Source organism: Pseudomonas sp. Marseille-Q5117, from assembly GCF_946901175.1.
GTDB lineage: Bacteria > Pseudomonadota > Gammaproteobacteria > Pseudomonadales > Pseudomonadaceae > Aquipseudomonas > Aquipseudomonas iranensis.
In genome coordinates this window covers 400,269-412,165 of record NZ_CAMPPP010000002.1, presented here as the reverse complement: position 1 = coordinate 412,165, position 11,897 = coordinate 400,269, and the positions used below count along the sequence as shown (strand labels likewise).

Annotated in this window: 13 protein-coding genes; 12 read left to right on the top strand and 1 reads right to left on the bottom strand. The window is 57.2% G+C overall.

Translation table 11 applies throughout. The annotated features are described in order from the left end of the window. Position 1: 1 nt before the first annotated feature. From rpmD to bfr, 11 genes are all read left to right on the top strand, one after another. Complete coding sequence (gene rpmD, locus OC605_RS05040; RefSeq protein ID WP_003176408.1) at positions 2–178, top strand: 50S ribosomal protein L30; 177 nt, start codon at positions 2–4, stop codon at positions 176–178. Positions 179–181: 3 nt separating this feature from the next. Continuing rightward, positions 182–619 (top strand): 50S ribosomal protein L15, encoded by a 438-nt coding sequence (gene rplO / locus OC605_RS05035; RefSeq protein WP_262136436.1) that lies wholly within the window; start codon positions 182–184, stop codon positions 617–619. After that, the gene (secY, locus tag OC605_RS05030) at positions 620–1,948 is read left to right on the top strand and encodes a preprotein translocase subunit SecY (RefSeq protein ID WP_016772945.1); all 1,329 of its coding nucleotides are present in this window, start codon (positions 620–622) and stop codon (positions 1,946–1,948) included. Between the two features lie 27 nt (positions 1,949–1,975). Further along, on the top strand, positions 1,976–2,092 hold the full coding sequence (gene rpmJ / locus OC605_RS05025) for a 50S ribosomal protein L36 (protein WP_002555468.1): 117 nt from the start codon (positions 1,976–1,978) through the stop codon (positions 2,090–2,092). A 130-nt stretch (positions 2,093–2,222) separates the two neighbouring features. Then, positions 2,223–2,579 carry a 30S ribosomal protein S13 gene (rpsM, locus tag OC605_RS05020; RefSeq protein ID WP_003186020.1) on the top strand — a complete coding sequence of 119 codons (357 nt, stop codon included), beginning with the start codon at positions 2,223–2,225 and terminating at the stop codon, positions 2,577–2,579. A gap of 30 nt (positions 2,580–2,609) precedes the next feature. Beyond that, the gene (rpsK, locus tag OC605_RS05015) at positions 2,610–2,999 is read left to right on the top strand and encodes a 30S ribosomal protein S11 (RefSeq protein ID WP_002555466.1); all 390 of its coding nucleotides are present in this window, start codon (positions 2,610–2,612) and stop codon (positions 2,997–2,999) included. Between the two features lie 18 nt (positions 3,000–3,017). Then, positions 3,018–3,638, top strand: coding sequence for a 30S ribosomal protein S4 (gene rpsD, locus OC605_RS05010; protein ID WP_003176404.1), 621 nt, complete (start codon positions 3,018–3,020; stop codon positions 3,636–3,638). 22 nt (positions 3,639–3,660) lie between these two features. Next, positions 3,661–4,662, top strand: coding sequence for a DNA-directed RNA polymerase subunit alpha (locus OC605_RS05005; RefSeq protein ID WP_016772946.1), 1,002 nt, complete (start codon positions 3,661–3,663; stop codon positions 4,660–4,662). 42 nt (positions 4,663–4,704) lie between these two features. Beyond that, positions 4,705–5,091, top strand: coding sequence for a 50S ribosomal protein L17 (rplQ, locus tag OC605_RS05000; RefSeq protein WP_003176402.1), 387 nt, complete (start codon positions 4,705–4,707; stop codon positions 5,089–5,091). A gap of 239 nt (positions 5,092–5,330) precedes the next feature. Further along, positions 5,331–6,767: a catalase gene (locus tag OC605_RS04995; protein WP_262136435.1), complete on the top strand. Its 1,437-nt coding sequence runs from the start codon at positions 5,331–5,333 to the stop codon at positions 6,765–6,767. 167 nt (positions 6,768–6,934) lie between these two features. Continuing rightward, complete coding sequence (gene bfr / locus OC605_RS04990) at positions 6,935–7,402, top strand: bacterioferritin (RefSeq protein WP_262136434.1); 468 nt, start codon at positions 6,935–6,937, stop codon at positions 7,400–7,402. A gap of 66 nt (positions 7,403–7,468) precedes the next feature. On the opposite strand, the gene uvrA is transcribed toward bfr, so the two are convergent. After that, complete coding sequence (uvrA, locus tag OC605_RS04985) at positions 7,469–10,303, bottom strand: excinuclease ABC subunit UvrA (protein WP_024014519.1); 2,835 nt, start codon at positions 10,301–10,303, stop codon at positions 7,469–7,471. A 191-nt stretch (positions 10,304–10,494) separates the two neighbouring features. Here uvrA and OC605_RS04980 point away from each other — a divergent pair, with 191 nt between their 5' ends. After that, complete coding sequence (locus tag OC605_RS04980; RefSeq protein WP_024014518.1) at positions 10,495–11,892, top strand: MFS transporter; 1,398 nt, start codon at positions 10,495–10,497, stop codon at positions 11,890–11,892. Positions 11,893–11,897: the final 5 nt, after the last annotated feature.

The following is an 11,897-nucleotide window of genomic DNA, read 5'->3' as shown; positions in this document are numbered from 1 at the left end:
CATGGCTACCGTTAAAGTTACGCTGATCAAAAGCATGACCGGCCGCATCCCTAACCACAAACTGTGTGTTAAGGGTCTGGGTCTGCGTCGCATCGGTCACACTGTAGAAGTCCAGGATACTCCCGAGAATCGCGGGATGATCAACAAGGCTTACTACATGCTGCGTGTCGAGGGTTAATCGATGAAACTCAATGATCTGAGTCCAGCGCCGGGTTCCCGTCGCGAAAAGCATCGTCCGGGCCGTGGTATCGGTAGTGGTTTGGGCAAGACTGGTGGCCGTGGTCACAAAGGTCAGACCTCCCGCTCCGGTGGCGCCATCGCTCCAGGCTTTGAAGGCGGTCAACAGCCGCTGCATCGTCGTCTGCCCAAGTTCGGTTTCGTTTCCCTGAAAGCCATGGATCGCGCAGAAGTGCGTTTGTCCGAGCTGGCCAAAGTGGAAGGCGACATCGTTACTGTGCAGTCCCTGAAAGATGCCAACGTGATCAACGTCAACGTACAGCGTGTGAAAATCATGCTGTCCGGTGAAGTGACTCGCGCTGTCACTATCGGCAAGGGAATCGGCGCCACCAAAGGTGCGCGTGCGGCTATCGAAGCAGCTGGCGGCAAGTTCGAGGAATAAATGGCTAAGCAAGGTGCTCTCTCTGCGCTCGGCAAAGGCGGTATGTCTGAACTCTGGGCTCGTCTGCGTTTTCTGTTCCTGGCGATTATCGTCTACCGAATAGGCGCACACATCCCGGTTCCAGGTATCAACCCGGACCGACTCGCAGACCTGTTTCGACAGAATGAGGGGACCATTCTTAGCTTGTTCAACATGTTCTCCGGCGGCGCGCTGGAACGGATGAGCATCTTTGCACTGGGGATCATGCCGTACATTTCGGCATCGATCATCATGCAACTGATGACCGCCGTCAGCCCGCAGCTGGAGCAGTTGAAGAAGGAAGGTGAAGCTGGCCGTCGCAAGATTAGCCAGTACACCCGCTACCTCACCGTCGCTCTCGCTCTGGTCCAGGCTATTGGCATGTCCATTGGTCTGGCCGGGCAGGGCGTCGCGTTCACTGGTGACTTTGGCTTCCATTTCGTCGCGGTAACCACATTTGTGGCTGGTGCGATGTTCATGATGTGGCTGGGTGAGCAGATTACTGAGCGTGGTGTTGGCAACGGTATCTCGATGTTGATTTTTTCGGGTATCGTCGCCGGTCTTCCGAGAGCAATCGGGCAGTCTTTCGAGTCTGCGCGTCAGGGTGATATCAACATCTTCGCCCTGGTTGCCATCGGTTTGCTGGCAGTAGCGATTATCGGTTTCGTGGTGTTCATTGAGCGTGGTCAGCGTCGTATTGCTGTTCACTACGCCAAGCGTCAGCAGGGCCGCAAGGTTTTTGCTGCGCAGACAAGCCACTTGCCGCTGAAGGTGAACATGGCCGGTGTTATTCCGGCTATTTTCGCGAGCAGCATCTTGCTGTTTCCGGCTTCGTTGGGTGCCTGGTTCGGTCAGTCTGAAGGTATGGGCTGGTTGCAGGACATCTCGCAGTCGATCGCTCCTGGTCAGCCGTTGAATATTCTGCTGTTTAGTGCAGGGATTATTTTCTTCTGCTTCTTCTATACGGCGTTGATGTTCAATCCGAAAGACGTAGCGGAAAACCTGAAGAAGTCCGGTGCCTTTATTCCGGGCATCCGTCCAGGTGAGCAGTCTGCGCGCTATATTGATGGCGTTCTGACCCGCTTGACCCTGTTCGGTGCTCTTTACATGACGGCCGTGTGCCTGTTGCCCCAATTCCTGGTGGTTGCAGCAAACGTTCCGTTCTACCTTGGCGGGACCTCGTTGCTGATCGTGGTCGTGGTTGTGATGGACTTCATGTCCCAAGTACAATCGCACCTCGTTTCGCACCAGTACGAATCCCTGATGAAGAAAGCCAACCTGAAGGGTTACGGCAGCGGCATGTTGCGCTGAGTACCCATAAGGTTCGAGGAGTTGGTGATGAAAGTTCGTGCATCGGTGAAAAAGCTGTGCCGTAACTGCAAGATTATTCGCCGCGAAGGTGTTGTTCGAGTAATTTGCAGCGCGGAACCGCGTCACAAACAGCGCCAAGGCTGAGTGTGATTGTGCTTCAAGCCCGGTAGCTAGTGCGCTACCGGGTTGATTATTTGTTATTACAGCGATATTATCTCGCGCCCTATTTCTTGGCTTCCGGGGCGTAGGTAGCTGTCAATTGGAGTCCCACTGAATGGCCCGTATTGCAGGCGTTAACATTCCAGATAACAAGCATACTGTTATCTCGCTGACCTACATCTATGGTGTTGGTCGCACTACTGCGCAGAAGATCTGTGCAGTGACTGGGGTAAACCCAGCAGCAAAGATCAAAGATCTGAGCGACGAGCAAATTGAACAGCTGCGTGGCGAAGTGGCGAAGTTCACCACTGAAGGTGACCTGCGTCGCGAAATCAACATGAAAATCAAGCGCTTGATGGACCTCGGTTGCTATCGCGGTCTGCGTCATCGTCGTGGTCTGCCAGTACGCGGTCAGCGTACCAAGACCAACGCGCGTACCCGTAAAGGTCCGCGTAAGCCGATCCGCAAGTAATCGCCCCAGCGAATCGACAGGAATTTAATCATGGCAAAACCTGCTGCTCGTCCTCGTAAAAAAGTTAAAAAGACAGTGGTTGATGGCATCGCCCACATCCATGCATCTTTTAACAACACCATCGTGACCATCACCGACCGTCAAGGTAACGCTCTTTCCTGGGCTACCTCCGGTGGTTCGGGTTTCCGCGGTTCCCGCAAGTCCACCCCGTTCGCTGCTCAAGTAGCTGCTGAGCGTGCTGGTCAAGCTGCGCTGGAATACGGCCTGAAAAACCTCGACGTCAACGTCAAGGGTCCAGGTCCAGGTCGTGAATCCGCAGTCCGCGCTTTGAACGGCTGTGGCTACAAGATCGCCAGCATCACCGACGTGACGCCAATCCCGCACAACGGGTGCCGTCCGCCGAAGAAGCGCCGCGTGTAATCCAGGAGATTGTAAAGAATGGCTCGTTACATTGGTCCAAAATGCAAACTCGCTCGTCGCGAAGGCACCGATCTCTTCCTGAAGAGCGGCGTGCGCGCGATCGAATCGAAGTGCAACATTGAAGCAGCACCTGGTATCCACGGCCAACGCCGCGGTCGCCAGTCCGACTACGGCACCCAACTGCGTGAAAAGCAGAAGGTCCGTCGTATCTACGGCGTTCTCGAGCGTCAGTTCAGCGGCTACTACAAAGAAGCTGCTGGCAAGAAAGGTGCAACCGGTGAAAACCTGCTGCAACTGCTCGAATGCCGTCTGGACAACGTTGTATACCGTATGGGCTTTGGTTCGACTCGTGCCGAATCCCGCCAGCTGGTATCGCACAAGTCGATCAGCGTAAACGGTCAGACCGTAAACGTTCCGTCGTATCAGGTTCGTGCTGGTGACGTGGTTGCAGTTCGCGAGAAAGCAAAAAACCAACTTCGCATTGTCCAAGCTCTCGATCTGTGTGCCCAACGTGGCCGCGTAGAATGGGTAGAAGTAGACACTGAGAAGAAGTCGGGCGTTTTCAAGAACGTTCCTGCTCGCAGTGATCTGTCCGCCGACATCAACGAAAGCCTGATTGTCGAGCTCTACTCCAAGTAAGGGCTAGAAAATAGGTGCATCCATGCAGATTTCGGTAAATGAGTTCCTGACACCCCGCCACATTGATGTGCAGGTTGTCAGTCCAACCCGCGCCAAGATCACTCTCGAGCCTCTCGAGCGTGGTTTTGGCCACACCCTGGGCAACGCGCTGCGCCGCATCCTGTTGTCCTCAATGCCCGGCTGCGCAGTAGTCGAGGCCGAGATTGACGGTGTGCTCCACGAGTACAGCGCCATCGAAGGTGTACAGGAAGACGTAATTGAAATCCTGTTGAACCTTAAAGGTCTGGCCATCAAGCTGCACGGTCGTGACGAAGTTACGCTGACCTTGTCGAAGAAGGGTTCGGGGGTGGTTACCGCTGCCGATATTCAGCTGGATCATGATGTCGAGATCGTTAATCCCGATCACGTAATCGCTAACCTGGCGTCTAACGGCGCCCTGAACATGAAGCTCACCGTAGCTCGTGGTCGTGGTTATGAACCAGCCGACTCGCGTCAGAGCGATGAAGACGAAAGCCGCAGCATCGGTCGCTTGCAGCTTGACTCTTCGTTCAGCCCGGTTCGCCGTATCGCTTACGTGGTGGAAAACGCCCGTGTCGAACAGCGTACCAACCTGGACAAGCTGGTTATTGATCTGGAAACCAACGGTACCCTGGATCCTGAAGAGGCTATCCGTCGCGCTGCAACCATCCTGCAACAGCAGCTGGCTGCGTTCGTCGACCTCAAAGGTGAAAGTGAGCCGCTGGTTGTCGAGCAGGAAGACGAGATCGATCCGATCCTGCTTCGCCCGGTTGACGATCTGGAACTGACTGTACGTTCGGCTAACTGCCTTAAGGCGGAAAACATCTACTACATCGGCGACCTGATTCAGCGTACCGAAGTAGAGCTGTTGAAGACTCCGAACCTGGGCAAGAAATCCTTGACTGAAATCAAGGACGTTCTGGCCTCCCGCGGTCTGTCCCTCGGCATGCGCCTCGACAACTGGCCGCCTGCAAGTCTTAAGAAGGACGACAAGGCGACTGCCTGATCGTCGTAATCACCGAACGTAGTGTTTGGTAAGGAATGAACCATGCGTCATCGTAAAAGTGGTCGTCACCTGAGCCGCACCAGCTCGCACCGCAAGGCCATGTTCCAAAACATGGCGGTGTCGCTGTTCGAGCACGAGCTGATCAAAACTACTCTGCCAAAAGCCAAAGAACTGCGCCGCGTTGCCGAGCCGCTGATCACTCTGGCCAAGACAGACAGCCTGGCTAACCGCCGTCTGGCTTTCGACCGTACTCGTTCGAAAGCTATCGTTGGTAAGCTCTTCAACGACCTGGGCAAGCGTTACGCTACCCGTGAGGGTGGCTACCTGCGCATCCTCAAGTGCGGTTTCCGCGCTGGCGACAACGCGCCTATGGCGTACGTCGAGTTGGTTGATCGTGCTACTGCTGGCGAAGCTGTATCCGCCGAGTAAGACGTCAGTCTGAAACAAAGAACCGGGCCTAGTGCCCGGTTTTTTGTGCCTGTAAGAAATGCGCCGTCCGTACAAGTTTCTGACATGGTTGAACTGCCACTATGTGCCGGGAAAACATAATTAGTAATTATCTATCGATGTCTGCAAGTTAATGAATTTGTAGCTGTAACGTCGATGATCAATACTTCCCGCCAAGCCCATTAGCCGGCAGTTCAAGACTGACAGAGGAAGAAGACCGCATGAGCCAGACCAAGACGCTTACAACCGCCAGTGGCGCGCCAGTCGCTGACAACCAGAATTCCCGTTCCGCCGGCCCACGCGGTCCGCTGCTTCCCGACGATTTCCATCTGATCGAAAAACTCGCGCACTTTAACCGTGAAAACATTCCTGAGCGCCGTGTCCACGCTAAAGGCTCGGGCGCCTACGGCACGTTCACCGTTACCCGTGACATCACTGAATACACCAGTGCAAAGTTGTTCGAGTCGGTAGGCAAACAAACGCCAACCTTTCTGCGCTTTTCCACCGTAGGTGGCGAGCGTGGTTCGGCCGACACCGAGCGCGATCCGCGCGGCTTCGCCTTGAAGTTCTACACCGAGGAAGGCAATTGGGACATCGTTGGCAACAACACGCCAGTGTTCTTCATCCGTGATCCGCTGAAGTTTCCTGACTTTATCCACACGCAAAAGCGTCTGCCGCAAAGCAACCTGAAAAGCGCGCAGATGATGTGGGATTTCTGGTCGCATTCGCCTGAGGCGCTGCACCAGGTCACCATCCTGTTTTCTGATCGCGGCATCCCTGACGGCTATCGCCATATGCACGGCTTCGGCAGTCACACTTACAGCCTGATCAACGCCAAAGGCGAGCGTCACTGGGTGAAGTGGCACTACAAGACCCAGCAAGGCATCAAGAACCTGGCGCCCGCCGACGCCGCCCGTTTGGCCGGTACCGATCCGGACTACGCGCAGCGTGACCTGTTCGAGGCCATCGAGCGCGGTGAATTCCCGAAATGGCGCGTGTGCATTCAGATCATGACCGAAGCGCAAGCGGCGGCTCATTACGAGAATCCGTTCGACGTGACCAAGACGTGGTCGCAGAAGGAGTTTCCGCTGATCGAAGTCGGTGAGCTGGAGTTGAATCGCAACCCGCTGAACTACTTCGCTGAAGTTGAACAGGCTGCGTTTGGCCCGAGCAACATGGTGCCAGGCGTCGGTCTGTCGCCAGACCGCATGCTGCAAGGCCGTGTATTCGCCTACGCTGACGCGCACCGCTACCGTGTGGGCACCAATCACCAGCAATTGCCGGTGAACGCTCCGCGCAGCCCGGTGAATACTTATCAGCGTGACGGCTCCATGGCGTTCGGCAGCAATGGCGGCGCGGCGCCAAACTACGAACCGAACAGCTACGTTGAGTCGCCGAAACAAGCGCCACATTACGCTGAGCCAGCGCTGGCCTTGAGCGGTGCCGCTGATCGTTATGATCACCGCGAAGACACCGACTACTACAGCCATGCCGGTGCCTTGTTCCGCTTGATGAGCGACGAGCAGAAAGCATTGCTGGTCAGCAACATTGCCGGCGCAATGGCGGGTGTTTCCAGCGACGTCGTCGATCGTCAGTTGCAGCATTTCTACAAAGCCGATCCGGCGTATGGAGAAGCAATCGCAAAGCTGCTCAACTGACAGCTTAACGTAGTCTAAACGAGAAGCAGAACCGCCCTCATTTGGGCGGTTTTTGCGTTATTTGGCCTGCTTTTCTCAGAATATCTTCGCTTTTATTGCGCGAAGCGAGTGACCTTCCGGTCAGGTTGGTTCAAACTACAGACTTTCAGGAAGGGAGATGTAGGGCGATGCAAGGCCACCCAGATGTAATCGATTACCTCAATACGTTGCTGACCGGCGAGCTGGCCGCGCGTGACCAATATTTCGTTCATTCGCGGATGTATGAGGACTGGGGGTTCACCAAGCTCTACGAGCGTATCAACCACGAGATGGAAGAAGAAGCCGGCCACGCCGATGCGTTGATGCGGCGGATTCTGATGCTCGAAGGCACGCCGCGCATGCGTCCGGATGATCTGGATATCGGTACCACCGTGCCTACGATGCTCGAAGCGGATCTGCGCCTCGAATACAAAGTCCGCGCTGCGCTGTGCAAAGGCATCGAACTTTGCGAGCAACACAAGGACTACGTCAGTCGCGAAATTCTGCGGGTTCAGCTCAACGACACCGAAGAAGATCACACCTACTGGCTGGAAAAGCAGCTGGGCCTGATCAAGCTGATCGGTCTCGAGAACTACCTGCAATCCCACGCGTCCTGATTGCAACTGCTACAAAAAAAGCCCCTGTCACTTCAACAGTGACAGGGGCTTTTTCATGCCTGGCAGTTATGCCCGATCACGGATCAGCAGTGGCTTGAGGTAATGGCCCGTGTGAGATTGCTTCATCTCGGCGACTTCCTCCGGCGTACCGGTGGCAATGATCTGCCCGCCCTTGGAACCGCCTTCAGGACCAAGGTCCACCAGCCAGTCAGCGGTCTTGATCACATCGAGGTTGTGCTCGATGACCACCACGGTGTTGCCGTGGTCGCGCAGACGATGGAGCACGTCGAGCAATTGCTGGATATCGGCAAAGTGCAGACCGGTGGTTGGCTCATCGAGGATATACAGGGTTTTGCCCGTATCGCGTTTGGACAGCTCGCGCGACAACTTGACCCGCTGTGCTTCGCCGCCGGACAAGGTCGTCGCCGACTGCCCGAGCTTGATGTAGGACAGGCCGACATCCATCAGCGTTTGCAGCTTGCGCGCCAGTGCCGGCACTGCATCGAAGAACTCCCGAGCTTCCTCGATGGTCATTTCGAGGGTCTCGTGGATGCTCTTGCCCTTGTACTTGATTTCAAGGGTTTCGCGGTTGTAGCGCTTGCTCTTGCACACATCGCAGGGCACGTAGATGTCCGGCAAGAAGTGCATTTCCACCTTGATCAGGCCATCGCCCTGGCACGCTTCGCAGCGACCGCCCTTGACGTTGAACGAGAAACGCCCCGGGCCGTAACCACGGGAGCGTGACTCGGGCACGCCGGCAAACAATTCGCGGATCGGCGTGAACAGCCCGGTGTAGGTCGCCGGGTTGGAGCGCGGCGTGCGGCCGATCGGGCTCTGGTCGATATCGACGACTTTGTCGAGATGTTCCAGACCTTTGATGCTGTCATGTGCAGCCGCTTCCAGCGTGGTCGCGCCATTCAGCGCGGTGGCGCTCAGCGGGAACAGCGTGTTGTTGATCAGTGTCGATTTACCCGAACCGGATACGCCAGTCACGCAAGTCAGCAGACCGATAGGGATGTCCAGATCGACATTGCGCAGATTGTTGCCACGCGCACCTTTGAGCGACAGATTCAGCTTCTTGTTGCGCGGCGTGCGTTTGGCCGGCACTTCGATCTTCACCCGGCCGGACAGGTATTTGCCGGTCAGCGAATCCGGGTGCGCCATGACTTCGTCCGGCGTGCCTTCGGCAACGATCCGCCCGCCGTGCACACCGGCGCCAGGGCCGATATCGACGACATAGTCAGCCAGACGAATCGCGTCTTCATCGTGCTCGACCACAATCACCGTGTTGCCGATATCGCGCAAATGCTTGAGCGTGCCAAGCAGCCGATCGTTGTCGCGCTGATGCAGGCCAATGGATGGTTCATCGAGGATATACAGAACGCCGACCAGGCCGGCGCCAATCTGGCTGGCCAGACGAATCCGCTGCGCCTCGCCACCGGAGAGCGTGTCGGCACTGCGATCCAGCGACAGATAGTCGAGGCCGACGTTGACCAGGAATTGCAGACGCTCGCGGATTTCCTTGAGGATCTTGTCGGCGATTTCGCCACGCCGACCGGTCATCTTCAGCGCACCGAAGTATTCGCAGGCATCGCCAATCGGCAGATTGGTCACTGCCGGCAAGGTTTTTTCGCCGACCCAGACGTGCCGTGCTTCGCGGCGCAGACGCGTGCCACGGCAATCCGGGCAGGCCTGATGGCTGAGGAACTTGGCCAGCTCTTCGCGCACGCTCGCCGATTCGGTTTCGCGGTAACGACGCTCAAGATTCGGCACGATGCCCTCGAAAGGGTGCGAGCGTTTGACGATATCGCCACGATCGTTCAGGTATTTGAAGTCGACGTTTTGCGAGCCGCTGCCGTGCAGGATGAACTTCTGCTGCTCGGCGCTCAGGTCGTTGAAAGGCTTGTCCAGGCTGAACTTGTAGTGCGAGGCGAGTGAGCCGAGCATCTGGAAGTAATAAACGTTGCGCCGGTCCCAGCCGCGTATTGCACCTTCGGCCAGGGTCAGCTCGCCATTGACCAGACGCTTGATGTCGAAGAACTGCTTCACACCCAGGCCATCACAGGTCGGGCAGGCGCCGGCCGGGTTGTTGAAGGAAAACAGCTTGGGTTCCAGTTCGCTGATTGCGTGGCCGCAGATCGGGCAGGCGAAGCGTGCGGAGAAAATCATTTCTTCGCCAGGCTCGTCGTCCATCGGCGCGACCAGGGCAATGCCGTCGGCGAGTTTCAGCGCGGTTTCGAAGGATTCGGCCAGACGTTGCTGCAGATCAGCGCGGACCTTGAAGCGGTCGACGATCACATCGATCGAATGCTTCTTCTGTTTATCCAGCTTCGGCAGCTCGTCGAGCTCGCAAATCCGCCCGTTGACCCGGGCGCGGACGAAACCTTGCGCACGCAATTCTTCGAAGACCGACAGGTGTTCGCCCTTGCGCTCGCGGATCACCGGCGCCAGCAGCATGAGTTTGCTGCCTTCCGGCTGCGCCAGCACCAGATCGACCATCTGGCTGACGGTCTGCGCTTCCAGTGGAATGTCGTGATCCGGGCAACGCGGCGTACCGACGCGGGCATAGAGCAAGCGTAGGTAGTCGTAGATTTCGGTGATGGTGCCGACCGTGGAACGCGGGTTGTGCGAGGTCGACTTCTGTTCGATGGAGATCGCCGGCGACAGGCCTTCGATGGTGTCGACGTCGGGTTTTTCCATCATCGACAGGAACTGCCGGGCATAGGCCGACAGCGATTCGACATAGCGGCGCTGACCTTCGGCATACAGCGTGTCGAACGCCAGGGACGACTTGCCGGATCCGGACAGGCCGGTGATGACGATCAGTTTGTCCCGCGGCAGGGTCAGGTCGATGTTCTTCAGGTTGTGGGTACGGGCCCCACGTATCAGGATCTTGTCCAAAGTGGCCTCGCTTGGCGGGCGTCGAAAACGTAGGAGTATACGGGCAAATACTGGATGGATGCACACTATCAAACGAAGGGCGTTTTGCCGTTCATGAAGAGAGTTTCATCTATACGCGTCATAGCGTCGCGATATACCCCGTCTTCCGATGGGACTGGTAGAATCGCCGCCGGTTCACACGAGGTTTTTCCATGCACGATCCCCACAGCGAACGCATGAGTGGCAGCGAGACCCGCGCGGCGAGCGGTCTGGCCCTGGTGTTCGCCTTCCGTATGCTTGGCATGTTCATGGTGTTGCCGGTGCTGGCGACCTATGGCATGGATCTGGCGGGAGCGACCCCGGCCCTGATCGGGCTGGCGATTGGCGCTTACGGTCTGACCCAGGCAATTTTCCAGATTCCGTTCGGGATCATTTCCGACCGCATCGGTCGCCGGCCGGTGATCTACCTCGGCCTGATCGTCTTCGCTCTTGGCAGTGTTCTGGCTTCCCAGGCCGATTCGATCTGGGGTGTGATCGCCGGGCGGATCCTGCAAGGCGCCGGGGCGATTTCCGCAGCGGTGATGGCGCTGCTTTCCGACCTGACCCGCGAGCAGCATCGGACCAAAGCCATGGCGATGATCGGCATGACCATCGGCCTGTCGTTCGCCGTGGCCATGGTGGTCGGGCCGTTACTGACCAGTGCGTTCGGGCTGTCCGGGCTGTTCCTCGCCACTGGCGCCATGGCGCTGCTCGGCATCCTGATCATCATGTTCATGGTGCCGCAATCCACCGGGCCGTTGCAGCACCGGGAATCCGGAGTGGCCCGGCAGGCGCTGATGCCGACGCTCAAGCACCCGGACCTGCTGCGCCTGGATCTGGGCATCTTTGTGTTACATGCCATGTTGATGTCGAGCTTCGTCGCCTTGCCGCTGGCACTGGTGGAAAAAGCCGGTCTGCCCAAGGAACAGCACTGGTGGGTCTACCTCACCGCGCTGCTGATTTCGTTCTTCGCCATGATCCCGTTCATTATCTACGGCGAGAAGAAACGCAAAATGAAACGAGTTTTGCTCGGCGCCGTCATGACATTGATGCTGACTGAACTATTCTTCTGGCAGTTCGGCGATAGCCTGCGTGCTCTGGTGATCGGTACGGTGGTGTTTTTCACCGCGTTCAATCTGCTCGAGGCATCGTTGCCGTCGCTGATCAGCAAGGTTTCACCGGCAGGCGGCAAGGGCACGGCCATGGGCGTGTACTCCACCAGCCAGTTCCTCGGTTCGGCACTCGGCGGGATACTCGGCGGCTGGTTGTTCCAGCATGGCGGTCTGTCGGTTGTGTTCCTCGGATGCGCCGCGCTGGCTGCACTTTGGCTGGCCTTTGCTGTTACCATGCGCGAACCTCCCTACGTGACGAGCCTGCGCTTGCCGTTGTCGCCCGAAGCGATCCGCGAAGCGGGTCTGGTCGAGCGCCTCAAGGCCCTGGTAGGGGTAACAGATGCAGTGATAGTCGCCGAAGAGGCGGCTGTTTACATCAAACTGGACAAAGAATTAGTGGATCGCAGCACCCTCGAACGCCTGGTCAACAACCCGGCCGGGGCTGCGTGCGACGCTTAGGAGAA